Raw genomic sequence first — 26,709 nt, forward strand, 5'->3', positions numbered from 1 at the left:
GAAAATTGAGAATTACTAACTATGTTAATTCTCAATTTTCAATTCTCAACTTTTAATTATCAATAGTTCTGTTTCATCGGTTCGAAATAAGCTTGCGGATGAGCGCATGCCGGACAGTTAACCGGAGCTTTCTTGCCCTCGAATACGAAACCACAGTTGCGACATTGCCACAAGATAGCCTCAGCTTTCTCAAATACCGTACCTGTTTCTACATTATTCAATAACTTACGGTAACGATTCTCATGCTCTGCCTCTACCTTAGCGATCATCTTGAAAGCTACAGCGATAGCGGGGAAACCTTCTTCCTCTGCGATCTTAGCGAACTCAGGATACAATTCAGCCCACTCCTCATTCTCACCAGCTGCCGCAGCTGCCAAGTTCTCAGCGGTTGTTCCGATTACGCCTGCAGGATAAGAAGCGGTAATCTCAACCATTCCACCTTCCAAGAATTTAAAGAAACGTTTAGCGTGTTCCTTCTCTTGCTCGGCTGTTTCCATGAAAACACCTGCGATTTGCTCGTAACCTTCTTTCTTGGCTACGCTAGCGAAAAATGTGTAACGACTTCTTGCCTGAGATTCTCCGGCGAATGATTTCAATAAATTCTGCTCGGTACGTGTACCTTTAATACTTTTTTCCATAATGCTAATTTTATGTAGTAAATTAATGAGTCTGTTTTGTATATCGTTTTTCTTATGACCGATCAAAAGTAAGAATTTGTTTCCAAACATCGATTACGCAAACATTAAATAATATCTATCTCTCAATAGATATCACTTATTTATCAAGGAAAAACTTCTCCTCCTTTATACTATGAAACAACAAATCCTCCTAAATTGTTTACACAAAACCGGAATGCGTCTTTAGATTTTTTGCATCTTCTTTATTTTATTAACTTTGCATCCTCAAATCAAACAGGCAAGAAGAAAAATGAAGAACAAATTTGATTTTCAGCCCAAGCTCTTTACGGCGCTGAGAAATTATTCCAAAGAGAGGTTCATGACGGATCTCATGGCGGGTATAATTGTCGGCATAGTTGCCCTACCACTCGCCATCGCTTTTGGTATCGCCTCCGGGGTAAGTCCGGAGAAAGGGTTGATCACGGCTATTATCGGTGGATTCATCGTCTCCCTTTTAGGAGGCTGCAACGTACAGATCGGCGGACCTACCGGAGCGTTTATCGTGATCGTTTATGGCATTATACAGAACTTCGGTATCGAAGGGCTTGCCATCGCTACCGTCATAGCGGGTATTATTCTGGTATTGATGGGCGTGTTGAAGCTCGGTACCGTGATTAAGTTTATCCCCTACCCGATTGTCGTAGGTTTCACGAGTGGTATCGCTATCACTATCTTCACGACACAAATGAAAGACTTATTTGGATTGACTATGGATAAAGTCCCCGCCGATTTCATCTCTAAATGGATCGCATATTTCGGGGCGTTCGATACGGTTAACCCTTGGGCATTCGTTATCGGTATCATTAGTATCCTGATCATTACGTTAAGCCCGAGGCTAACGAAGAAAATTCCGGGTTCCTTGATCGCTATCGTCATCATGACGATCGTTGTTTACATTATGCGTAATCATTTGGGTATTACAGGTATCGAGACGATTGGAGACCGGTTTACTATTAACGCTTCCTTGCCAGCCCCGGCTCCGATCACGTTTAATATGGAAACTATCAACTTATTGCTTCCCTCCGCCTTTACGATCGCTATCCTTGGGGCTATCGAGTCTTTATTATCCGCTACGGTAGCGGATGGTGTGACAGGCGACAAGCATAATTCAAATACGGAACTAATCGCCCAAGGCGCGGCGAATATCATCGTTCCTATTTTTGGCGGTATTCCCGTGACCGGCGCCATCGCCCGTACAATGACCAATATAAATAATGGTGGACGAACTCCGGTTGCCGGTATTATTCACGCCATCGTATTATTATTGATTTTGCTTTTCCTCGGACCGCTTACCAAACACATTCCAATGGCTTGTCTGGCTGGCGTATTGATCATCGTATCCTATAATATGAGTGAGTGGCGTACGTTCCGTTCCTTGATGAAAAACCCGAAAAGCGACGTATCCGTCTTGTTGGTGACTTTCTTCCTGACGGTTATCTTTGATCTTACGATCGCTATCGAGATCGGCCTTCTGATCGCCATGTTATTTTTTATGCGCCGTGTGGCTGAGACCACGCATGTATCCGTCACCACGGATGAGATCGATCTTTCCGACGAGGGCGAGATTCATCATGACGAGGAAGTCCTCTCCCTGCCTAAAGGTGTAGAGGTATACGAGATCGATGGTCCGTTCTTTTTCGGCGTAGCGAATAAGTTCGACGGCATCATGAAAAGTATGGGAGATAAACCGAAAGTCCGCATCATCCGTATGCGTAAGGTTTCGTTCATAGATTCTACCGGTCTGCATAACTTGGAAAGTCTTTTCCGTCTTTCTGAGGCAGAGCATATCCATATGATACTTTCCGGGGTCAATGAACATGTACACCGTGTATTGACAAAATCCGGATTCGATAAGAAGATTGGCGCAGAAAATATTTGCAGTAATATCAATGAGGCAGTAGAGAAAGCGAAAGCTGCCGTACAAGACTAAGATACTATCAGACAGTGGGAGACGCAGCATGCTGCGTCTCTACAACTGGATATTTATTCCGGTAAATAATACCAGTCCTCTGGTAAGACAGCTTCCTTTATTTTACGGCTGGAAACCCCGACCTCCAAGGCCTCGCCCATATAATCCTCGAAATACAAAACACGTAATTCGTGGAAACCAGCGTCTAACGCTACCTTTCCTTTCGCTATACGAGCATTATGAGAGCCATCATTATCAACAATAGCTTTACCGTCTATAAATAGTTTGGAACCATCATCCGAATACGTATAAAAGCGATATACACCTTTTTCAGGGATATTTATCAACGTACGGAACTCATAAGCGAAATGATCCTTGGCCGGAGCCTCCTGAATGGAGATATTTTTCATCGTACCCTCTTTCACTTTTGTCCCGGAAGCGATCTGATCCGTATGTTTAAACTTGCCTTCATAATAGGTATAAGCTACCCCGTGCTTTTTAGGTTTTACCGTTTTGGCGGGTAAGAATTCCATCGTTTCCTCATCCTTAGAGGTCAGGCCAGACGGATAATAATACGTATATTCCTTTCCGGACGAGGTACGAATCCATGAATCAAACTCAAACTTGCCCTCACGCAATTCAATGATACGGCCACCCCGCTCGAAATCTCCATAAGCGTCCCATCCGGATACACGCCCGAAAGCTAGCCCCACGTTATATAACATTCCTATATAATCGTTATCATGATCGTGCCCGGCGAAAGTAGCCATCACATCCTTCATTTCCACCAAGGAAGCGAAGAAGCCCGTGTTGATCTTAGGAGAGGCGATTCCCTCTTCTTTCTGTCCTAATGTAGTCTCCGCCCCAACGATCTCATTATATTCCAACAGAGGAATATGGAAAAAAGCCAAGGCTGGCAACGGTTTGCCGCCATTTTCCTTGGTATAGCGCATACTTTGCTCACGATACCAATGGATCTGGTCGAAATGAATCCAATCATACGTGCCATAATCCTTCAGCGTAGGATAATCGTTGGAGTCGATACAATACAATAAGGCCGCCGGTTTCTTTCCGTCCGAACTGTAGACCGGTACCACATAGTTTCCGGCTCCATGGATATCACCCGGTCCCTTCTCGCCCATAAAATAAGGTGATTTACTAAGCATGGCATAAATCTCGTCCTTGGAGACGATCTCCGCGTCATGATTTCCCATCATGACCGTAAACGGTATCTTGGCCTCCTCAAAGATCCCGATCACCGACTTCCATCCTTCCAAACCGGGGTTTGCTGTCACCACGTCGCCCGTCAGCATTGCCACATCCGGATTCTCCGCCTTTAATACGGATTGTATCGTAGCGACTGTCTTAGCGCATTTAGATGATTTCTGATCCCAATGAATGTCTGTAAATTGGACGATCTTGAATTTCCCATCCTTGAAAGCAAGCTGTTTTTGCGCGAATAAGCTCATCGGGGCACAAAAGCACAACAAGGCTATCGCTAATAAAAAAGTCTTTTTCATGTTCTTCGATTTAGTAATTGGGGGCTAAGTTATAAAAAAAAGAGAGCGATGTATAAAAACAGGCTCTCTTCCTTATGTTAAATGCCACAATGAAACCCTTGCTGTCAAACAAAAGCTATATACATATCCGCAAGCCGGGTTTTCCTGTCAAAATGCGGGATCTCTTTTACTATTTTCTCACAATCCTCAAGGCTCATTCCTCCTTTAGGTTCCCCCCAGTACCAAAGTTTAGGGGTATTCTGTTTTTTACTTGTTGACTCCATAATTCTCGTTGTTTTTATCGTAAGACAGGAAACGCTCAAATACCCCTATCCTCAAAATATATAAAAGATTAAAATAATGTGAATTTATATCCAACCGACAACCCCAATTTCAAATCCCGGTCATTGACACAATTCTGGAAATAGTTCACTCCCACATAAAATCTTTTTACCTCTATACCGGCCGCCGCCGTAGCTCCCAGATTCCAATATTCACCACTACCGGTGTAAGCACCCGCATTTAATCGGAGATTCACTTTATCGCTCAACGGAATATGAAAAGAAGCATACACGGGTACAAAAAAATCAATATTCCAATCATCTCCATATGAAAACGAATTCCCTGCGGTATGCAGCAACAATCCCGTTTGTATAGAAAACAACCGTGATTGTGGAAAGTTTATATACGCCCCCGTCTGAAGCCCCCATCCATCTCCTCCTAGTATTCCGGTACGAGCTTCTATATCAGCGGCCTGCGATCGACCAAAAGATAAAAGCAATATTAACAGAACAAACAACTTCTTCATTACTTACAAGGTATTAATATTAATATTTAGATTGAATAAAAGTTCGACATATCATGATATAGAACTCCCATTCAATCTAAATATTGCTTCTATATCATTATTCGGCTCCAAGTTAGTGTATTCCGAATATAGCATCTTTTATGACGATCGAATCTTCCGAATTCTCTATATTATATAGGATGCCTTCCATCTTCCCTTCAATATAAGGGGTACCACTTCCCTCATGAAAACGAATACTATCCACTTGTATCCGAAATGAAGATTTCAGTGGATGATACACTATTTTAGCGTCATCTTTCGTGATCCTAACAGTAGATTCTATCTCTTCATTCAATAATTTACCCTTATCGATCAGATATTCTCCTTCTCTCAATGGAATCAATGAGATCCTCAGCATAGGATAAGGATAGTCAGAGATATGCACTCCTAATGGTATCTCCCAATAGAAACCGCTTAAATCGGTATTTACCTCCTGCCAAAAATTTCCATGATCAATAAAAGAATGAGAGTTCGACTGATTAGCTATAGAAATATCTTGACTATTCACCTTTCCTTCAAAGTACCCCAAATAGTAAGGAGTTTCTTCAAAAGAAGTATCCTCATCCTTGTCACAAGAAACGAATGAGAATAGTAAAAGAATGAATAAAGAAAAGATGAAACCTGCCATCATTCCTTTTTTAGCTTCATCCCAGTAAAGCATAGAGATATTCCGTTTTTCAGTTGTTGATTCCATAATGACTATTGTTTTCTTATAAGACAGGAAACCATCAAATACCCCTATCCTCAATGTATATAAAAGATCACAATAAAGTAAACCGTATTTTATTATTTCTATTTTACACAAAAAGACATTAATTATATTTTTACATATAGCCTATTACAATATATTCACTACATTTGAAATATTAATCAACATAAAATATAAGCCATGCAAAAATCATCATTTAATAAACTTAGCATTTTACTATTTATTATAGTAATTCTATCTTCTTGTAATAAAGATAATGGCATAGAAGAGATTAGTGAATCATATATTGAAATAAAAGTGCTTAGAATTAGCAAAGATAACACAAAAACACCTATTTATAATGCAATAGCATACATTTATTATGATATAGCACCTATTGATCTCGCAAATTACACAGATAAAGGGAATGGTATATACTCTAATGGTAAAAATACAATTATACCTAATCAAGTAAAAAGAACAAATATAGATGGCTATCTAGAAATAAAACCAGAAGAAACTATTCATTCTATTACAGTTTTCATCCATGACACTAATAGTAATATGATTTCTCACTCATATTGGTCAAACCGTCAAAATCAAATAAAAGAAACTATTACATTTTATTACTAATTATATTTAAGATATGAAGTAAATAGTTATTTATAAACTATTTACTTCATATTTAGCTTATTCATATAAGCATATCCATTAATACATTTTCAAAGGAGCCAACTCTATTTTATAATAACCATTATAATATTTACTATTTAATGGAATTGAATATGCCGTATCTCTACGTCCTGCATATTCAATCCAATCACCAGAAAGAACAACAGGATCATAAAAATTAACAATAACATCCCCCAATTCATCATTACCCAATGTAAATGTTTTTTCAAATGTAGTCGTAATTGTCTTTTTCGCACTTGCACCAAATTTCAATCCTACTTTTTCAAAAACTCCTTTTACAGGATTAAGTTCAAAATTTCCTGCAAATTCAGCAGTAGTTTGGCTAAGCGTCCTTTGAGTTTCTGTACCATCAATTTCTTCTATAGAAATTTTTATTACACAACTAAAATTTTCTATATTCCATTCAAACAGAGGTAAATCAAGAGGAACAACTAGGCATTCTTTTACACCATCAACTTTAGAATTACCTCCTCCTATATCTTTGTAAGATACTCTAAATAGATCTTCTGGTTTTACGCCAAAAGAAAAAGTTTGTTCTGTCCCTATAGGACTTTTTGTTCCAACATATACTTTAACTAAAAAATCAAATTTACCATCAGTCCAAGGAGTAGCTTTATAAGATTGCCTAGGATTAAATATTTGATCATAATCTAACTGTGCATCTCCTGTTTGATCTGATATCTTTTGGAAAGCTATATTTGGATCCCCTTTCATTTGGAAAGAATATAGTGTTTCTTTATAATCATAAACAAATACACCTTTATCTGAACCTGGAACCATATCATAATATATATAGTCCCTATGCCATCCATCCTTATTTTTATAAATATTATATGCATCAACTGATTTTTGTAATCTATCTTTCATACTTTTATTTACATTTCGAGATCTTAAAATGTTTTTTTGTTTCATATTATTAAAAGATTCTCCAAGAAAAGAATAAGTTATTCCCGATTTAGAAGAAAAAGTAAAATTAGTACTACTAAAATTACTTCTAGACAAATTACTATATTCATTCGCTACGATTCTTTCATTATCCTTTAATACAACAATAGGATACATAGGAATGAGATCTGATTTTATAATTTTTTCTTCCCCATCCTTATCATATATAGGAACATCGTTACTGATACAAGTTCTAACAGCAACAACTGGTATTTCTTTATCAGTATTCCAAAGAGCAGCAGAGAACGAATTCTTAGGTAATTCTGGAACAAAAATTGTTAGAGTAGGAAACTTTTCATTAATAGATAATAATTTATCCATTTCAATATATTTCCCTATATACTGTTCAAATGTAATATTATCTTCCAGCATCTCATCTTTTACTAATTGATAAAGAACATCATAATCATTATCAATCATTTTTAAAGCCTCGTTTTTAATCAAATTTCTAGCCATTAGGCTTTCATTAAAAACTTTTGATAATGCTTTAGCAAAATCTTTTTTCAAAACTAAGTCTTTATTCATTAGAAGAGAATCATGAATAGAAATTTCTATATTATTTGTAGATAATATATCATTTCTTTCCATCACTAAATCATCATTACAAGATGATATAAAAACTAAGCAAATAAATAATAAATACACCTTTTTCATAATACTACTTTTTAAAAGGTAAAACAATAGAAAATTATATTTTTACTCCTATATCATTTACAAATACAAAAGTTTAAATTTAAAAATCCCCAAATACATGATTATAATCATTCATTATATGTAATACTCCTTTTTCTTGATCTCTTACTTTTAGAGGTATTACTAAATATGGCATAGTACTCGTTTGTACCTTTTCATTATAGATCACTTCTCCCGTAGAACTAGTGACGATAACACATACATCACCAAGATCCTCGTGAAAGTTTACTATCAGTTCTCTATTAGCCTCCTCAATCGATGCATCCATTGGCAAACCTATTGGAATGGATTTTTTCTTATGTTCCCATTTACCATGTAGATCTATAGGCTTACCCCAGCATGGCATAGCCCATAATAAAGCTATTGCCGCTAATAACAATTTAAGCTGTCTCATTTCGTTTTTATTTTTTCAACGTAAAGATCAAGCCTATAGAAGAAACAAGCAAATATAACGCTAAATAATAAGCGACAAACGAAATTCATAATCAACTAATATTTAATTGATTATAAATCAACTAGCAGGACAAAGGGTAAAGCCAATATTAATAGAAGCTATTGTTTATCAATCTATTGTACACTATTAATAAGATAAGCACATAAATCAAGCTCTTTCGCTATGATTCCCAGCCTTTGGCGTACACGCTGCCGACGCTTGTTTACCGAATCCGGCTGGATATGTAACAGGATAGATTCACCTATCGAATCCAAACCCAACAAGCTCAAATAACAATAACGCAATTCGGCGGCAGATAAATTAAACGCAGCGAGTCGATCCGCTAAAAAAGGATAAACCTCATTCACTTGCGTAATAATATTTTGCCAGTCTTTTTCTGATAGTGGAGATTTGGTAGCTCCCGGTACTACTTTTTGGGATAGCTTGATTACTTTCTTGGCTATAGCGGATGATAAGAATAGATCCTTACGCCGTTCCGCTATCCGAAGGACGAGGGTTTCCTCTTCTTTTTTTATTTGTTCATATTCTTTCTCCAGTTTCTCTCTTGAATCAAGTTCATTCAGTTTTTCATTTTTTTCAGACAATTGAATAGATAAAGCCTCTAATCTATCTTGTTTGTTACGTAAATTATCCCGTAGTCTGAATAATTCATTACTCTTATTCGACAAATCGATTTCCTGCTTAAGAAGTCTTTTATTTTTTCTATCAATTCGTATTTGAAAGACCCATAATAATATTAAAAGAATAGATACAGATATTACCCAATAGATAAAATACTTTTGTTTATCCGATTTTAATCGCATATTTTCCAATGATATTTTTAAATGCTCATATTCCTTTTCTATTTTTATTATGTTTTCCCTATTTCGTATCGTCAAGATCGAATCTGAGGCACTGTTATATTCATCCAAGTAAAACCAAGCCTTTTCCCAATTACCCTCCGCTTTCTCTAACAAAGAATAACCATAAAGTACCGAAAAACGGGTCATATCATTAAAACTAGGTACACTTGCTTTCTCCAAACAAATACGTGCATTCTTAAAATCGCCTTCTTCTATATATATACCAGCCAATGTCCTGTAACTTGGTGCGTCATCAAAATCTGACATATTGACATTTTTCCACAAATACAATTTAGCTAACTCTTTATTACCTAACATATTATAAATATTTCCTATTCCATTATATATAGTCCCTATATCAGAAGAGTCACCTACTTCAACTATAATAGTATCCGCTTTCAACAAAAAAATTAACGCTATATCCAAAGAATCCGAAAACGCATACATTCTTCCCACATCCCGCAAGGCGAAAGCCGAACTTCGCATATTACCCGCTTTTCGAAAATAAGATTCCGCTTCCTTATATTTGTCCTTTCCTAACAGATAATTACCCTCGAAATCATACAGATCTCCCATATAGCTACAAATATATCCGGCTTGATTATAGTCTTCACTGCGTAAAGCGATATCCAAAGCTTGCAAATAAACCTTCATCGCTTTCTCGTTCTCTTTATCTTCCACATACGAACGCCCCAAATACAAACCAATCTTCGCTTGTTCTTGCTTTGTCCCGTGTGACTTATAATAGGCTTGCGCACGTAGCAATTGTTGTACATAGGGCAGATCCGTATATAACGTGTCCGCCACTTTACCGGATAGCATACACCAACGAGCCAATAATTTATCACTCAAATTATCGGGCACGGCTATGCTATCCAATAGGATATGGGAACTATCCGGATCGGATTTCAACAAGGATTCCGCACGATCGATTAGGTATATGGCATCGCTCTCATCTCGACAACCTATAAATGAGAGTGTGGATAATAGCGATATCAAAATAAGCAAATGCCTCATTGGTTCCTATCTTTAGATTCTATGCGCAAGATAGGCATATTTTTCATCAAACCTTAAAGAATAATTGATTATTAGGCTTATTGTATAAAATTCTTATCGCTTGGATATCTCCATCATCTTTTTGGAAAAACACGTACGTGTTTTCATAAATTCTCGTACGTGTTTCCGAAAAAAGACGTACGTGTTTTTCCGAAAACATGTACATGTTTTTATACATCTGATTTTCAATATACTAAAAACAGTATTCCCGAAGGCAGGGATATTGTAGGAAATTCAATTATCTTTGGACTTTTATTGGTAACTTTTTAATCTACTATCAATATGGCACAACAATCCGGAAGATTGCTATCCCTCGACGTGATGAGGGGAATTACGATTGCGGGGATGATTTTGGTAAATAACCCCGGGTCATGGAAGTATGTATATACGCCTTTAGAGCATGCACGTTGGAACGGCCTCACTCCCACCGATTTGGTATTTCCGTTCTTTATGTTCATCATGGGGGTCTCCATGTTTTTCTCGCTTCGGAAATATAACTTCAAGCTGTCGAAAGAAAGCGTGACGAAAGTATTGAGACGCACGGTATTGATATTCCTCGTGGGATTAGGGCTGAATCTGTTCGGGCATGTTTGCTACAATGGATTTACCGATTTCCAGAATTTACGTATCCTTGGGGTGATGCAAAGGTTGGCGCTCGCATACGGCTTCGGGTCGTTGATAGGATTAGCGATTAATCATAAGTATATTTTGCAAGTAGCCGCTGGTATATTGATATTTTACTGGGCATTACTAGGTTTCACGCATAGTATGGAAATGTCGGAGGATAGCATTATAGCAATCGTGGACAAGGCTTTATTCGGTACATCGCATATGTATCACGATGATATGGCAGATGGTACACGGATCGCCTTTGATCCGGAAGGGCTCTTGAGCTGCATCGGTAGCATAGCGCATGTATTACTCGGTTTCTACGTAGGAAAGGTAATACAGGATTGTAAAAAGAACAATGAGTTGATTATCCGTAATATCTTCATTTTCGGTACGATTATTCTTTTTGTCGGTTTCTTACTAAGTTACGGCTGCCCGATCAATAAGAAGATATGGAGTAGCACGTTCGTCTTGGTAACTTGCGGATTCGCCTCCTTATTTCTCGCTTTATTAATCTGGATCATCGATATAAACGGGAAGAAGAAATGGACGTTATTCTTTGAGTCGTTCGGTATCAACCCGTTGTATCTGTATGTACAAGGGGATATATTGGCCGTATTGCTGGGAATGAGCGGTATCTCCGCCTTTATGTATATGGATCTGTTCAGGTCGGTATTCGGCGATTTCGGAGGATCGCTGGCTTGGGCTATCTTCTTCGTGGTGTTAAACTGGATACCGGGATATTTCTTGTATAAGAAGAAGATTTATATAAAGCTATAAAAGCAATATTCATATAGTAGCCTCGTAGTGATCGAGGCTACTATATAAATGAGAAATACCCCATAGAGACGGGTTTCTTAGAGCCTTCTTATTTCCTCCTCAGCGGCTCCTTTTCCCTTATACTTATTTTTGGTCGTATTAAACTTATAGCGAACGGTCAGTCGTACCTCACGGCTATCGGTTACATTATTCACCGTCAGATCCATGTGTTTGTTATAAATCACGTTGCCATCTTTACGCCCATGCGTAAGATCAATACCTTGTAGATTAAAGGAAAGACGGTCATCAAAGAAAGACTTAGTGAGCGAGGCATCCATCATAAACACGTTCTTGTTGATATAAATATTTTGGAAATCACCTTTACCCTGAAAAAACAAATCTACATGTAGTGTCCATCCATAAGGAAATTGAATTCCATTGTTAAACCGGCCGATAAACAACGGTCTATCCATAGAAAGCATCCTACTATTATGCTCAATATCCATCCATTGTTTCTGTAAACCTATCGTGAGTTGAGGATGCCACTTCTTTATAATAGGAGACGCTATCAAAAACACCGATACGTTATCAATCCGGTCATAATTACGATGCGTAATGATCGTTATAGCGGGATTTTTCTCATATTGATCCGTCATATAAAGAATAACGTCTTTTTCTCTCTGGTAGCTCAACATAAATTGAAACCAATCATAACTGCCTGATAAAGTGATATCGTGTAGGTTTGTAGGTTTTAACGCCGGATTACCGTTCATATAGGTAAACCGATTGATATAGTTCATATTACTTGACAATTGAGCGTAAGTAGGGCGTTTCGTTTTCGTCGTATAACCAAGTTGGGTTTGTAGTTTTCCTATTTGCGTGGATAACGAGACATTTGGAAAAAAATTATCATAGGAACGTTCTGTTGAAACATGTTCATAACGCAAACCCATATTTAGGTAGGCGATACGGATAAACTTACTATATTCAGCGAAAGCTCCCGCACGATCTTCCCGGATATGGCTATCGGTTGTAGGAAGGATTTCCTGTGGATTAGTAAATAAGTCTGTACGGCGGGTACTGGTAAACTCCGAGCCTAGGCTCAAATTACCACCTGCTAATGGATAGGAAGCAATCAATTTAGCGGCGTATAACTTATTGTCCACATTATTAGTGGAGGTCACGATACGACTTTCTTGCTCTTGACTGTTTTCTATTACCTCATTTCCTGTCCTCGCTTCGCTCCTTAGCATATCCGCATTGAAATCCAAAGAAAGCTTCCCTACGGCTCCCGAATAATAAACGTTGATTTGGTGAGCTGGATGTTTCACGGTCGTACTATAACTCTCGCTCAATAAATAGTCATAGAAATCATCATTGGCATCAATCCGACTTTCTGTTTGTCCCCCTATTTTATTTTCTGGAGAGGCAGACATTATATAACGGACACCCAAAGAATGGTTATCGTTAACTTGATAATTCACTCCCAGCTCTCCCCGGTAATCATTATCCAATGAATGCTGCTCCATCCGATTCTCTTGCCGCCAAAGCGTATCGACATATACTTGCTGACTTACATTATTGATGAGCAAATAGTTGTTATGCACATATTGAAACATAGCAAATACATCCAGATTATTATGACGGTAGTTTAAATTCAATTGTTCCGTAAAATCCGTGTTTTGCGACTGTCCCCAAGTAGAGCGAGCCTCAAAGCTCATCCCTTCACCTTCACGCTTTATAGTCTTAATACGGATAACCGATTTCACTTCCGCCCCATAACGTGATCCCGGATTAGTAATCACCTCTATTTGACGAATCTCAGAAGAGCTAAGACGATCCAGTTCGGAGAGATCCCTTACTTCACGTCCATTGATATATATAACAGGAATACCTTTACCGAACACCTGAAACTCCCCCTCTTTGCCTTGTATGCCGGGAATATACTTCAATACGTCGTTCGCTGTCCCGGATTTGCTTAGCAGGCTGTTTTCTATGCGGGTTGTCAAGGTACCGTCTTTGATCTGGAAATCCGGTCGTTTCCCTATGACAACGGCCTCATCCAACAAGATCGCCTCATCCGACAAAACGATATTTTCCATATTACCGGCTCGTGTATCTCGGTAGATGGTTTGATAACCGATCGAAGATATTTTGATCACATAAGTTCGTATAGATATAGAATCTCCTGTTTGAATGCGAAAACTACCACTCTCATCACTAACCGTACCTTGAAGGAAAGAAGAATCCGGAACAGATAACAATACTATATTAGCAAATTCCACAGGTAAACCCTGACGATCCGTAATTGAGCCGGTGATAAATTGCGCCGATCCATTGACAGCCACAAATAATAACAACATAACATTAATAAGAATCTTTTTTACTACTGACTTTTCCATATCGCTGATTATTTTTGCAATTGATTTTTCAGCAAATATAAAGTGGGTAAAAAAGCCAGTCAAACAATAGGGATAGATGTCAAGATTTGGTGATAAAACATGGAAATCTGTGCCTTATCACAAGTTTTAGGGATAAAATACAACCTAGTTTTCCTTATTAAGAAAACTCTTAAAGTCTTTTAGATAGGTACGTGAGACAGGAATCTCTTGTTGTGTATCCTCCAAATTCAAACGGTAGCCTTGCGCATTACCGTTTATGTTCATGATTTTATTCACGTTTACGATATAAGCCCGGTGACAACGGACAAAACAACCATATTTCTCCATCATCTCATCCATTTGCTTGATCGTGGAACGGAGAAGTTTATGCTTCATATTCCCTTCCTCTCTATAACAGACATCTACATAATTACCAGAAGATTCCATATACATAATATTATCCGGAAGTACGCAAATCGATTCTTTTGTATCGCCGGACAGGATTATGGCATCACCCCCTTTCTCTTCTTGTATATTTCGTTCGGATAATAGTTTATTCATCCTTTTCGCTTCTTGCAAATTACGTTTCAAAGCATTATTCTCTATAATGAAAAATCCGAAAATAAGGGGAATAATAACAATCGTGATCGCCGCTGACACATCTATAAGCAACATTTTATAAAAAATAGTCGTATCTAAATCACTCCAAAAGTCCATTCGCATCAAGAAGTAATAGTCATAAATGAAACAAGCGAGTCCCAAAAATAACAAAAAGCAGGAACAATGTAGTAAGTTTTTACCAATAGTCCATCGTTCAGGATCATAAAAACGTTTGAATAATTTAGGAAACAAGACAAAAGCGACAACAGAAAATATAAATGTCAAGCCTACGAAACACCATAATACCCAAAACTGTATCACGCTATTTAGCCGATAGTGAAAAGGCTCGAAAATAGCGAGTATTAACGCCACTACCATCGAGTTTAACAGAACGATCACCCATGGTCTATCTATAGCGTACGTAGGTTTATTAAGATATTCCTTCAAATTCATATTCAATTCTCACATGTAGTTAAAGATAAAATTTTCACAAAGGTATGCATTTGGATATAAAAAATCCCCTAGATCAAAATCTTTTGACCTAGAGGATTAATCTATCTATTACTCTACATTATAACCGGAGATAACCACCTTCGGAGTCTCGCCTCTCGTATCTACATCTTTCCAATGGATGTTGATCTCTTTCTTCTCGCCCGGGAGCAATGAGAAATAGTTATCGCTATAGAAGACGGGGAGGAATTGCTCGCCATCCTTCTCGCCCACTACATTCACACGAATCATTAGAGCCGGGGTGGATGAAGTATTCTCTAAGGTAGCGATAACGGTCCAAGTACCGTCATTACCCTTATTGGTTGTCACGTTGGATTGTAAAGTAACCTTTGGCATCTCACGCAGAGCTTGGTAATTGCCTTCCTCTACGCCACGCAGATAGAAGTTATCCGATACGATCTTACCGTTCTCGGTCAACGTCAACTTGACGAAATGAGCGCTGGATACGCTAGCTGGGAAATCCAGTTTCATACATTTGTTGGTCGTATCTTCCTTACTATCCACGGAAACCTCGTTTTCCCATGAAATAGAACCGTCCATATTGATGATTTGAGCCTTTGCCGTCAAACCATTACGTACGCCGGCGCTATAGTTCACTACCTCGATCTCGTCCGTAACCGGATTCCATTGGATATGCAAAGGCTCGGAAGCTTTCTTACAGCCAAAATAAGCGGCGGTAGGCTCGAAATAATAGTCATAGGTCTGCCATACCATAGAAGGCCATGCCGGATGCGTCATCCACAGCAATAATCCCTTACGGTTCAAGCTTCTCGATTCGAACATACCCCGGTAACCATCATAGTTTACCCACTGAGCCAGATCGGCGAATTCCTTGGCGTTGTTCGGCTTGCCAAAGCCCTTTTCGATGATAGCGTTGAAAGAAGCGCAAGACTGGGCGCCTTCCATCGTATAATCGTGTTGTCCCCATTGAGCGTTTTGCGGCCAAAGCGCTTCCGGAGAGAAAGTACGAACCAAGCTCTCGTAATTCATCACGTTAGGCATACCCCGCTCACTATGGAACTTATCACTACCATTCTTCAAGCTAAAGTATTCTTTAACAGGAAGCGCACGGTACGGGCCATGGCCACTTACCACCTCATCCGCCGAGCTGGAGATATAATGTAAGCCCGGATGATCCTCTTTCACGATACGGCGTAAAGCCTTGTCGATCTGCTCCGGCGGGAAGCCCTCGTTGCGCCCGCAATAAATACCGATAGAGGCATGGTTACGGAAACGTTTCACATAATCCTCAGCATTAGCGATAAACATCTCCGGATCATAAGGATCGGGTCCGTCGGAAGGATTCGCCAACCAGAAATCTTGCCAGATCATGATACCATGACGGTCGCAAGCCTCATATAATTCTTTATCGCCAATCTGTCCTACCCAGTTACGCATCATCGTAAAGTTCATATCGGCATGGTAAGCCACGGCGATGTCGTACTCACGACCCCGGTAATTCAGGTTAGACTCACCGAATCCCCAGTTACCGCCACGGCCGATAAAACGACGCCCGTTGATAAAGAGACTCAAGATGCTATTATTCTCGTTGAAGGTCATTTGTCGGATACCTACCTTGAAATCCTCAGAGTCGGATACCTTATCGCCTACCTTAAAGGTGAAATTAGCGTCGTATAAATAAGGAGATCCGTACCCTTTAGGCCACCACAGACGTGGGTTCTGAACCTTCAATTGGCTGAAGCTATTTGGATCGAAAGTAACCGTCTTCTCCTCGTTTGCGGCCAATTCTACCGGTTGCTCGAAAGTGATATCGCCGATCTTTCCTGTCAATACACCCTTTACTGGAGCGGCATCATGGTTCTTCACGATCACTTCCGGAGTCAAGGTAGCGGAAGTCGTATCCGGCAACGGTAATACAACCTGTACGAACGGGTCTTGAATCGTTACCTTGCCTGTAGAAGTCAAGTACACATCATCCCAAATACCTATATTACGACCACGGATCGTCGAGATCCAATCCCAACCGATCGAAGCGTGGAAGGTCGGGTTATCAGCGCCTAAGATACCACCGTTGAAATCCGTATTCTTCTCACATTTCTCCTTGATAGCTCCGATATGCTCATTCTTGATGATCTCCACTGCGACAACGTTCTTACCCGGTACGACCCTGTCTGTAACGTCAAATACACCCCGGATAAACGCTCCCTCGATACGGCCGATCTTGTTACCGTTTAAATATACATTCGCTTTCCAGTTGATACCATCGAAATTCAAGAACAAACGATCTTGCTTGAATCCTTCGGGTACCTCAAACTCATCCCTATACCAGAAATTAGAGTTGAAGAATGACTCGGATATCTGCATCAAGTTATCCGCATAATTCGGATTCGGGATAGCTCCGATATTCTTATAACTGCTCAATACCGTTCCCGGTACGGTCGCCACGATCCAATTTTCCGGAGAGAAAGAAGGTTTCGATATTTCCTCACCAGAAGCGGTTACCTCGGAAGCTCGTTGTACTTTCCAGTTTCCACCCGATAAACGGATCTCGTCTTTTGTAGAAGCCGGAGCAGCAGCCGGTTGGGCAAGCAAGCCACCTTTACCCATCACCTCTATCTCGCTTAAGATATAGCGTCCGTCATTAGCCGGTTGCTCCATCCATACCCGTACGTAGCGGCCCTTTCCTTTTAGCTTGATCTCATCCAGATTAGCATCTCCACCCGGAAGATTCGCTATGTCAACCCATTGTTTCGCGTCGTCGGAAACTTGAATCTTACCCTTGATCGCTTTATTGATCCAATGTAATTTTACTTTGTCGAATTCGGATTGGCTACCCAAGTCTACATAGACCCACTCCTCTCCTGTCGTGGCACTCATCCAAGCGCTATTAAAGAATTTGGAAGGAAGCAAATCTATCAACTTATCTTGGTTATAGAAATTCATCTCGAAGAATGCCCAATAAGCGGCACCTTCCATTTTCAATCGCATCCGATAATAAGCATATTCACCCGGTTGATCGAATGTCAAAGTCTCATTCAACATACGGGTGGGCAACGTACCCGGATCCCAGCTATTCTTATTCGGGTCCGAATGGGCCTTATACTTGCTGGCCTTACCCGGCATACCTTTACCCTTTAAGGCAGCCAATTCCGTCCAAGTATTTCCATCATTCGATCCCTCGCAAACAATCTCATATCCATCCTTAATCTTATTCTCGTCATAAGCCACGCTGCCGCGAAATTGTACCTTGTCGGCTTTCTCTTTCCAGTTATTCAGCGTGAACAGGAAATAGGCATCCTCGCCTGTAACCGCATTACGAGAATAAGGACCTTGATCGATCATCCACTCACGCTCACGACGAGCGATATCCCCATTTTGCGTGGAGAGATCGAGATACTGAGGTTGTTTATCGCTAATAACACCATCCGTCACCAGTTGAGCCGTTAGATTGTAATCATAACTGGAGGAGTTGTAAGCGCTACGCAAAAGAGCTATGTTACGATACGTGGAATAATCCGGACGTAATGAAGGAGAGAAATCCTCCCCCGGATCTCCCGGATACGAACCGATACCTCTGGTATAATAATCCGACCGATCGAAAGATTCCGCCGGAACACCGCTCTGCCCACATCCTCCTAGCAATGCTGAGACCGCTACCGCTCCACAAAGCGTCAAGAGTCGAGGCAATTTTTTCTTTTTACTGAATGTTCTCATACTACTTATTGTGTTTCTCTAAATTAGTTAGTTTAATAAGATACCGTCACGTCAAAACCCTCCTTCCGGGCCCGTTCCGCAATCGCATCTAATTCTTCTTTAGTAGCTTTTTTCAAAGCTTTAACCGGGGTCTCCCTATCTATCGTATAAATCATGACTTGTTTCGGACGGATTTGTTTTAAGGCGGAGATCCAGCCCGCTATCTCCTCTTCTGTCATATTATTAACCGATTCCCCGTTTAATTCCCCCTTCAAGAACATGGTCTGTATAATCAAGTTTCCGTTAAAACGACATAATTGCTTTAATAAAGACTCGAAATTAAACGCCGGAGAATTAGGTACGTCTATCTGCCGAATCCGACTGTCTAATACAGAATCCAGTTTCAATATGTTATCCTCTATTTTATTCAAGGCTTGAAAGACCTCCTCTTTCTGGAGCATCGTAGAATTAGAAAGTACGGCGATTTTAGCATCAGGGAAAAATCGATCCCGGGTAGCGATCGTATCATCAATGATTCCACCGAATTCCGGGTGTATCGTAGGCTCTCCGTTTCCGGCGAATGTAATTACATCCGGAGCGATCCCTTCCGCTTTCATGGAACTTAGTTTTTGCTCTAAGGCTTCCCTCACTTCCGTACGAGTAGGCAGTTTACTATGAGTCCTATGATTCTCATTCAATCCACATTCGCAATAAATGCAATTAAAAGAGCATAATTTCCCGTCTGTAGGAAGTAAATTCATCCCTAAAGAGACACCTAGACGCCGACTATGTATCGGGCCAAATACTATTTTATCAAAAAGAATTGTAGACATAGCGCTGTTTGTTTTTACCCACGCAAATCTACTCTAAAATTTCCAGCGAAGCAAAGCATAAAGATCTGTTTTATCAGAACCACTTATCTCCTCCGTATCAGTACCTATCAAATCCCTGTCCCAATAATGGGTGTGAGCCAGTTTCGCGGATAAGGATAAACGTTTCCAAATATCCAGACGAAAGGTAAGGGCAAACCGCATCCCATCCCCATAAAAAGAGGGCATATTAAAGGCATATAATATATTCTTCTCATACGAACTGACCCGGCTATTGTAATCATCCGTATGAAACCACGCTAGATAACCATCCATTTGAAGAGGTAGGGTAGTGGGCTTCCAGCCTATACTTTGGGAGATCATAATTCCTTTATTAAGTTTCTTTATAGGATCATCGAATAGAATACCATCTAAGGAAGTCTTAAAAATAAAAGGAGAAGAAAAGTTATAAACCTGTTGAAAACGAATACGATGTTGTTTATAAGAATTGATTCTCAATAAATTATCATTTTCAAAAGTTCTATTCTTTTCTTTTTGCCGGTATTTATAACGAAGATAAGCTGAATAGTTTCTACTAGGGGTATAATCTATCTGAGCCATATATTCCTGTCCTCCGGAAGGAGCGTCTATCCCGTATTTCAACCAAGGAAAACGGAATAAGTCCGCATAAATGGATAATTTCCAGCGGGCGATCGGGGTTAATTGCAATCCCATATAAACCCCTTGCTCATTCTGAACCGTAGAGCCTTGCGAGAAAGCGTTCCCAAACAAAGCTTGATAACGGCGATCGTAATAGCGGTATAATACCAAGAAAGATATATAAGAAGCGGGTGTTAACTGCAAGGCATTCAAGGTAGAAATAGCTCCGTTTTTCGAAAGGGCAGTTTCGCCATAAAACTTAATACGGTTACTTTTCAACATATAGTCAACACCGATGTTGAAATTGTTGGAACCTCTGAAATAGAACAGGTTATAAGGTTTTGGATCGGGGTCCATCTTAAACTTACCGAATGAATAGGAGAGAGCCGTTAAACCTACATGAAAATGAGATGTAGCATAGCGGATATTTCCTCCATATACCTGCATCGTTATCATTTTCCTCTTTTCCCAATCCCGTTGTAAACGATGAAGTCCATCCGTTTTTAATGAGGTGAATGTCAAGCTATCTACGGCCGCATCCATTTTCCGGTACGAATAGAAAACACTTATATCCAAGTTTTTAATCGTGATCGTACTAGCCACCCCTCGGAAGAAATCCTGTTCATTGGTTGAGAAGTGCCTACGGAAGCCATTTGTCCTTCGCTCCGCTTGAGCGACTACTGCCGTACGACTAGGAGAAAAGTCATTGCTAATCACCAGACCTTGTCCGAAAGACATCTTGTAATCCCCTATAGCCAAGCTTTTTAACCAGTTGATATCTTTTAGGAATAGATGTGCGGAATAAAAGTCATATCCTTTATGATATGCGTTCCAAAAAGGTTCGCCCGCATCTTTCTCAGCTACGAAGCCTGCTTGTAAACGATCCTCGAAAGTATAGGAATAACGTAAGGAGTGATAGAAAGGTTCTCCTCTATATTTACGATTCGGATATAACGAAAGTATGCTATCCGTTTGTTCACCATATCCCTTTTTCTGTTGAAAACATTGATCATACCTGATTTGTAATTCATTACGACCATATTTCAACAGGTTCTTAACCGTAAGTAACCGTTTTTCAACAAGATTATCACCTATATAAACAAAGGGAAGGAGAAGAGATATCGTCTGAAAATCGATATCCTCTATATTCTTCAACTCATAGATGCTAACCATGTTTCCGTATCGTTTCCGATAGGAGAGGAGCTGCTCGATTTGGCGATCGGATAGAAAAGGTAATCGCTTCAGTTGTTCTTCCGTCACGGCATTCAAATCAAAAGGATGCTCAGTTAAATAAGATAAATCGGCATACAAACTTTCGATACGCTCCGTATCCTCGGTTTCCAAGGCTAGTTCCTCTACATACTCTATCCACTTATCAACAGTATATTCTATTTGAGAATTAGCGTAATAACTATTTATCAACAGGATTATCGACAAGATTATAAACAATCGTTTCATAGCTAAGTATCATTTAAAAAGAGAATGATAAACCAAGACCGGTACTCATCCCTAAAATCGGATGGTAAATAGAGGCTACATCTATCGTAAAGCAAGAAAAGTTATAACCAATTCCTAAAGAGGGCAGGAGAGGAGCGGTCTGTATTCCGGTACGAATAAAAAAAGAATCGAAAGCGGTGTATTCAAGACCTAAGTTTCCAACAACTAGGTTTTCATTTTCCGTTCCTGCACTTCCTGTAATTAACAGACTGTTTATAATCTCCCATTGAAAACTTATTTGAATTAAGTAATAATTAAAATCTTCTATTTCAATATCTTTATCTCCTATAGAAACAGATGGTAAATTCATTATTAACATTCCTATTAACAACTTATCAATAGGAGAGAAAGTGATTCCAAGATCTGTTGACAGTCTGGATCTTGTATTTTCCAATAGATCAGTTTGCAAGAAACTATAGTGAACTCCAAGCCCTAACGCCCATTGATCCCCCAAGCGTTTTCCTCCCAGCACACGAACCATCATCTCCCTGTACTTATCAAACCCGAAAACAGAGATATCAACACCTACGGATAATAGTTGATTCGGATAATAAAAACTACCGGACATCGTACCCAGTTCTTTCAACATGTACCGATTAAAGTATTCTAAATGAATGGATTTTTTATCTTTATCGACAATAAGGGCCGGATTGAATAAAATAGATTGCGTCGCCACATTCCCTCCCATTCCCACGCTACGAACATCCGGTAAACGTAAGTTATCAACACCATGTACATACAATGAAAATACCCCCGCAAACAGGGATAGCAATAGATATTTCATAGTTAAGATTTTGTATGGTTTCTATTTATTCTTCAAGTTTTGCTTATTATCCTTATTTATCCTACGCTGTACCTTTTTAATATCCTCATTAGGAGAAAGTTGTTCAGGCTTAATCCCCCTTTGCAATAACATATCACGTACAGCAGTATTGTTATCAATATGTTCTTTTTCAATAGGAGATTGTCCATATAGATCCTTCGCTTGCACATTTACGTTTGTCATTTCAGTCGCTAGGTCTTTAGCTTTTATACTTATAGTCGGTAAAAAATCAGCGATAGGTCTATTCGTGGGGACGTTCATTCTCTTTTTCAACATCTGTGTACTTAAATTGAATAAAGCTTGATCTCCCTTAGAACGAATAATCGCGAATCCTTTATTATCAATACCTCTTTCGTATAAGATTCCGGATAATTGTTTTTCAGTCTGACTTAATTTTTCTCTGGCCTTTAAGCGTTCACAATCCAATAGGCGTTGTTCAATCACCTCGGCCTTACGGGTTTGTACCGCAAAATAAGTCTGAGCGAAAGCTACTTGTGGTTTACGACTATCACCATTTTGTGCGATTAAGTAGCATGCGTAGCGTGTTAATAAGATGTCATTTATTTGTTGCTCAGCACCATGCCCCACAATAATCACTTTCCCGACATCGGGAAAGTGATCCTCTATATTTTCTCCCGCATTCCGGCACGCTTCTTTGGCTTTCACCACTACATTATTGATAAAGTTATCCCATTTGGCATATCCTAATAGAGGTTGTAACTCTCTGGCACTCCAGCATTCTATGCCTTCTACCTCACATGAAATGGATTCGAATTTTCCGAATAGGGCGGTAATTTCTTCTTTCTTCATAGTTAATATATTCTTAAGTTGTTGTCAATTGCGCAAATGTAATGTTTTATATTCATTTAGCAAGTTATTAACAGATAAATGATGCTGAGAGTCACGCAGTATTTATATTTTCGCGGTATATGATACGAAAAGGGATATATTGTATTTTGGCTCTACTCGCTCTCTGTAGCTTTAAAGGGATGGCGCAGGCGGTAAAGACAAATATTGTTCCGGAAGGTTATCAGAAAGCTCAACTGTATGAAGGTGATACAATGGCTGTCGTCAACCTTCGGGAAGTTTTCATATATCCTCAAGTTAAGTTTAAGAATAAGCGTGAACAAGCGAAGTACAATAAGTTGGTACGAGACGTAAAGCGTACTTTGCCCTATGCCAAGATGGTGTATGATACGTTGATAGAGACCTACGAATACATGGAAACCTTACCGAATGACAAGGCCCGCCAAGCCCACTTGAAACGGATGGAGAAAGAGTTGTTCGCCCAATATAAACCGGAACTAAAAAAATTATCCTTCTCGCAAGGTAAGCTACTTATCAAACTGATCGATAGGGAATGTAATCAATCCAGTTACAATTTATTGAAAGCCTATCTAGGAAGTTTCCGTGCGGGCTTTTGGAATTTCTTCGCCGGAATGTTCGGAGCCAGTCTGAAATCGGAATACGACCCGAAAGGTAAAGATGCCATGACCGAACGGGTCGTCGTATTGGTTGAGAATGGTTTAATCTGATAGTTGCTTGAAGAAATCCCAGATCACGATACCGGTAGTAACCGATACGTTCAAGGAATGCTTTGTACCGTATTGAGGTATTTCAATACATATATCACAGTTATCAACCACATTTTGTTGAACGCCTTTTACCTCGTTACCCATGACGATAGCGTATTTCTTTGTCTTGTCTAACTGCAAGTTATCTAACATGACACTACCTTCCGCTTGCTCTACGGCACATACCGTATACCCCTCTTGGCGCAGTTTATCAACAGCCTCCGGGGTATCCTTGAAATATTCCCAATCTACGGTTTCTTCCGCTCCTAAGGCGGTCTTATGGATCTCTGCGTTCGGAGGGCAAGCCGTAATACCACAAAGATAAATAGCCTCTACCCGGAAAGCATCGGAGGTACGAAACACGGAACCCACGTTGTTTAGACTTCTAATATGGTCTAAGACAACGATTAAAGGAATCTTCTTACTTTCCTTAAAAGCCTCAGGAGTCAGGCGGTTCAATTCGGTTACTTTTAATTTTCGCATAACAAATATCTTTGACCGCGAAAGTAGCGAATATCCGTGGATATGCCGTTGAAAAGCTATTAATAAGTAGTGGACATAAAATGAAAAATATTTCTTGCTTTATTCAAATACTTGTCCATACATCCCCCTTTCTCAAATTAGCAAATGAATAAGCCACTTATTTATTACGCTCTATCAACAGCCCTTATACACCTATTGACAGCCTTGCTGGAGGATCTATTTTTTCACAATCAAGGTTATCAACAATAAACAGCTAAATATTCATAAAGTCTATAACTATAAGAATTACAATCTATAGATAGACATCCATGCTGTTGGTATCCTTTTGATAAACCGTTCACAGACTTTAATAAGTCAATAACCAAAGATTGTAACAAAAATGTATTAACCATTTCAACAGCCTATCATATTCATCATATTTATTTTTAAAATTAAAGATTAATAAGAATATAATATAATGATTGTGGATAACTCTTGATGGTTCACGACAGCTCATCCATCGACAGCAAAGATAAGAATCTTTCTTGTTATTTCTATAAATGAAGAAAGTTTATACCTTTGTGCTTTGTGAACAATAGGTTGATAAACTAGATAAGATGAAGATTATCAGTAATACTTTCTGTGGATAATATTGTTTATATATAGTGAAAAGCCTATTGGGAGCAGTAGAAACAGGAATCATTAATATATAAGGCTATGTTGACAAACCAATCAATCGGGTACATGGATGCGCCCGTTCCTAAGGATTTAGACCTTAAGGAAGCGATCGACAAGTTACGTAAAGAGAAGAATGCGATTATTTTGGCGCATTACTATCAAACAGGCGATATACAAGATATAGCGGACTATGTGGGAGACAGTCTGGCCTTGGCACAATGGGCGGCTAAGACGAAGGCGGATATCATCGTGCTTTGTGGGGTTCACTTTATGGGAGAGACGGCGAAGATCCTCTGTCCGGATAAGAAAGTGCTGGTACCGGACTTGAATGCCGGTTGTTCCTTGGCGGATAGTTGTCCGGCTCCGGAGTTCGCCGAGTTCGTCAAGCAACATCCCGGTCATACGGTAATCTCTTACGTGAATACGACCGCCGCCGTGAAAGCGGTCACGGATGTGGTGGTTACTTCCACGAACGCCCGCCAGATCGTGGAGAGCTTCCCGGAAGGTACACCGATGATTTTTGGCCCGGATCGTAACTTAGGTAATTATATCAATAGCATCACGGGACGTAATATGTTGCTTTGGGATGGCGCTTGCCACGTGCATGAGCAATTCTCATTGGAGAAGATCTTATCTTTGAAGAAACAGTACCCGAATGCGGAAGTAATCACCCATCCGGAATGCAAGCAGCCGGTTATACAGGTCTCAGACTTCGTAGGATCGACCGCGGCTTTGCTGAAGCATACCATTAAGTCCGACGCGAAACAATTCATTGTAGCGACGGAAAGTGGCGTTATTCACGAGATGCGCAAGCAGAGTCCGGATAAGGAATTCATCCCGGCTCCTCCGAACGACAGTACTTGCGCTTGCAACGAATGTAATTTCATGCGCTTGAACACGATGGAGAAGCTATATAATTGCTTGAAGTTCGAGATGCCGGAGATATTCGTGGACGAGGAGGTACAGAAGAAGGCGATCAAACCGATCAAGAAGATGTTGGAGATCTCTGAGAAGCTGGGACTCTGATCCAAACAAATGCGGGATAGGTCTCAACCGATAGGCCGGACTTAAATGATATAAAAGCTAAGCCCGGTCTATTATATGTAAATAATCAAAATTATGTACAATATCTACAACTATCCTTATAATCATTTGAATTTAAAATATTTATCCTATTGTTGTAGATAGGAAAACATCTACAATAGTAAGTCTTTATCTACCATCATTTCCCGCTTTTAGTAAGTGTCTTTGCCATGCCGTCAAAGGAATTTTCTACACTCTACGTATATAATCAGTCCGTTTTTCTTCCTTTCTTTATATAGATAAAATATTAATATTGTCTTATGCTGATATAGGTAGACACATTCAATAACAATAAAATGTGTAATTA

Annotated in this window: 21 protein-coding genes; 5 read left to right on the plus strand and 16 right to left on the minus strand. The window is 39.5% G+C overall.

What is annotated here, in order from left to right:
- Positions 1-59 precede the first annotated feature (59 nt).
- Positions 60-638, minus strand: coding sequence for a rubrerythrin (gene rbr, locus DWY79_RS20600; RefSeq protein WP_008777696.1), 579 nt, complete (start codon positions 636-638; stop codon positions 60-62).
- Between the two features lie 289 nt (positions 639-927).
- On the opposite strand from rbr, the gene DWY79_RS20605 reads away from it, so the two are divergent.
- Positions 928-2,607, plus strand: coding sequence for a SulP family inorganic anion transporter (locus DWY79_RS20605; RefSeq protein ID WP_005860327.1), 1,680 nt, complete (start codon positions 928-930; stop codon positions 2,605-2,607).
- A 53-nt stretch (positions 2,608-2,660) separates the two neighbouring features.
- On the opposite strand, the gene DWY79_RS20610 is transcribed toward DWY79_RS20605, so the two are convergent.
- The 4 genes from DWY79_RS20610 to DWY79_RS20620 all read right to left on the minus strand — a co-directional run bounded on the left by DWY79_RS20610 (position 2,661) and on the right by DWY79_RS20620 (position 5,593).
- Complete coding sequence (locus tag DWY79_RS20610) at positions 2,661-4,106, minus strand: PA14 domain-containing protein (RefSeq protein WP_122370263.1); 1,446 nt, start codon at positions 4,104-4,106, stop codon at positions 2,661-2,663.
- A 104-nt stretch (positions 4,107-4,210) separates the two neighbouring features.
- A complete protein-coding gene (locus DWY79_RS22850) occupies positions 4,211-4,369 on the minus strand; it encodes a hypothetical protein (protein ID WP_005860331.1) in 159 nt (52 codons plus the stop codon).
- Between the two features lie 68 nt (positions 4,370-4,437).
- Positions 4,438-4,893: a hypothetical protein gene (locus tag DWY79_RS20615; protein ID WP_005863718.1), complete on the minus strand. Its 456-nt coding sequence runs from the start codon at positions 4,891-4,893 to the stop codon at positions 4,438-4,440.
- Between the two features lie 112 nt (positions 4,894-5,005).
- Complete coding sequence (locus tag DWY79_RS20620) at positions 5,006-5,593, minus strand: DUF5025 domain-containing protein (protein WP_005860336.1); 588 nt, start codon at positions 5,591-5,593, stop codon at positions 5,006-5,008.
- A 228-nt stretch (positions 5,594-5,821) separates the two neighbouring features.
- Here DWY79_RS20620 and DWY79_RS20625 point away from each other — a divergent pair, with 228 nt between their 5' ends.
- On the plus strand, positions 5,822-6,253 hold the full coding sequence (locus DWY79_RS20625) for a hypothetical protein (protein WP_005860338.1): 432 nt from the start codon (positions 5,822-5,824) through the stop codon (positions 6,251-6,253).
- A gap of 78 nt (positions 6,254-6,331) precedes the next feature.
- On the opposite strand, the gene DWY79_RS20630 is transcribed toward DWY79_RS20625, so the two are convergent.
- The 3 genes from DWY79_RS20630 to DWY79_RS20640 form a co-directional block, all read right to left on the minus strand.
- Complete coding sequence (locus DWY79_RS20630; protein ID WP_005860340.1) at positions 6,332-7,912, minus strand: hypothetical protein; 1,581 nt, start codon at positions 7,910-7,912, stop codon at positions 6,332-6,334.
- A gap of 79 nt (positions 7,913-7,991) precedes the next feature.
- Positions 7,992-8,345, minus strand: a complete 354-nt coding sequence (locus DWY79_RS20635) for a DUF3244 domain-containing protein (protein ID WP_005860342.1) — start codon at positions 8,343-8,345, stop codon at positions 7,992-7,994.
- A gap of 173 nt (positions 8,346-8,518) precedes the next feature.
- Positions 8,519-10,264 (minus strand): hypothetical protein, encoded by a 1,746-nt coding sequence (locus tag DWY79_RS20640; protein WP_005860344.1) that lies wholly within the window; start codon positions 10,262-10,264, stop codon positions 8,519-8,521.
- Between the two features lie 321 nt (positions 10,265-10,585).
- On the opposite strand from DWY79_RS20640, the gene DWY79_RS20645 reads away from it, so the two are divergent.
- A complete protein-coding gene (locus tag DWY79_RS20645) occupies positions 10,586-11,692 on the plus strand; it encodes an acyltransferase family protein (protein ID WP_122370265.1) in 1,107 nt (368 codons plus the stop codon).
- A 77-nt stretch (positions 11,693-11,769) separates the two neighbouring features.
- Here DWY79_RS20645 and DWY79_RS20650 read toward each other — a convergent pair whose 3' ends face one another.
- From DWY79_RS20650 to dinD, 7 genes are all read right to left on the minus strand, one after another.
- A complete protein-coding gene (locus tag DWY79_RS20650) occupies positions 11,770-14,073 on the minus strand; it encodes an outer membrane beta-barrel family protein (RefSeq protein WP_122370267.1) in 2,304 nt (767 codons plus the stop codon).
- 144 nt (positions 14,074-14,217) lie between these two features.
- Positions 14,218-15,105, minus strand: a complete 888-nt coding sequence (locus tag DWY79_RS20655; RefSeq protein WP_048926950.1) for a LytTR family DNA-binding domain-containing protein — start codon at positions 15,103-15,105, stop codon at positions 14,218-14,220.
- Positions 15,106-15,213: 108 nt separating this feature from the next.
- On the minus strand, positions 15,214-18,837 hold the full coding sequence (locus DWY79_RS20660; RefSeq protein ID WP_122370269.1) for a discoidin domain-containing protein: 3,624 nt from the start codon (positions 18,835-18,837) through the stop codon (positions 15,214-15,216).
- A 32-nt stretch (positions 18,838-18,869) separates the two neighbouring features.
- On the minus strand, positions 18,870-19,649 hold the full coding sequence (locus tag DWY79_RS20665) for a radical SAM protein (protein ID WP_122370271.1): 780 nt from the start codon (positions 19,647-19,649) through the stop codon (positions 18,870-18,872).
- 33 nt (positions 19,650-19,682) lie between these two features.
- Positions 19,683-21,743: a helix-hairpin-helix domain-containing protein gene (locus DWY79_RS20670; RefSeq protein ID WP_122370273.1), complete on the minus strand. Its 2,061-nt coding sequence runs from the start codon at positions 21,741-21,743 to the stop codon at positions 19,683-19,685.
- Between the two features lie 13 nt (positions 21,744-21,756).
- Positions 21,757-22,566 carry a hypothetical protein gene (locus DWY79_RS20675; protein ID WP_122370275.1) on the minus strand — a complete coding sequence of 270 codons (810 nt, stop codon included), beginning with the start codon at positions 22,564-22,566 and terminating at the stop codon, positions 21,757-21,759.
- Between the two features lie 21 nt (positions 22,567-22,587).
- A complete protein-coding gene (gene dinD, locus DWY79_RS20680) occupies positions 22,588-23,415 on the minus strand; it encodes a DNA damage-inducible protein D (RefSeq protein ID WP_122370277.1) in 828 nt (275 codons plus the stop codon).
- A 119-nt stretch (positions 23,416-23,534) separates the two neighbouring features.
- Here dinD and DWY79_RS20685 point away from each other — a divergent pair, with 119 nt between their 5' ends.
- On the plus strand, positions 23,535-24,140 hold the full coding sequence (locus DWY79_RS20685; RefSeq protein WP_008778681.1) for a DUF4294 domain-containing protein: 606 nt from the start codon (positions 23,535-23,537) through the stop codon (positions 24,138-24,140).
- On the opposite strand, the gene DWY79_RS20690 is transcribed toward DWY79_RS20685, so the two are convergent.
- A complete protein-coding gene (locus tag DWY79_RS20690; RefSeq protein WP_005860365.1) occupies positions 24,132-24,662 on the minus strand; it encodes an RNA methyltransferase in 531 nt (176 codons plus the stop codon). The two genes, DWY79_RS20685 and DWY79_RS20690, sit on opposite strands and share 9 nt — an antisense overlap.
- A gap of 696 nt (positions 24,663-25,358) precedes the next feature.
- Here DWY79_RS20690 and nadA point away from each other — a divergent pair.
- Positions 25,359-26,345 carry a quinolinate synthase NadA gene (nadA, locus tag DWY79_RS20695; RefSeq protein ID WP_008773192.1) on the plus strand — a complete coding sequence of 329 codons (987 nt, stop codon included), beginning with the start codon at positions 25,359-25,361 and terminating at the stop codon, positions 26,343-26,345.
- Positions 26,346-26,709: the final 364 nt, after the last annotated feature.

The sequence above is a fragment of the Parabacteroides sp. AF27-14 genome, from assembly GCF_003635425.1.
Taxonomy (GTDB): Bacteria; Bacteroidota; Bacteroidia; order Bacteroidales; family Tannerellaceae; genus Parabacteroides; species Parabacteroides distasonis.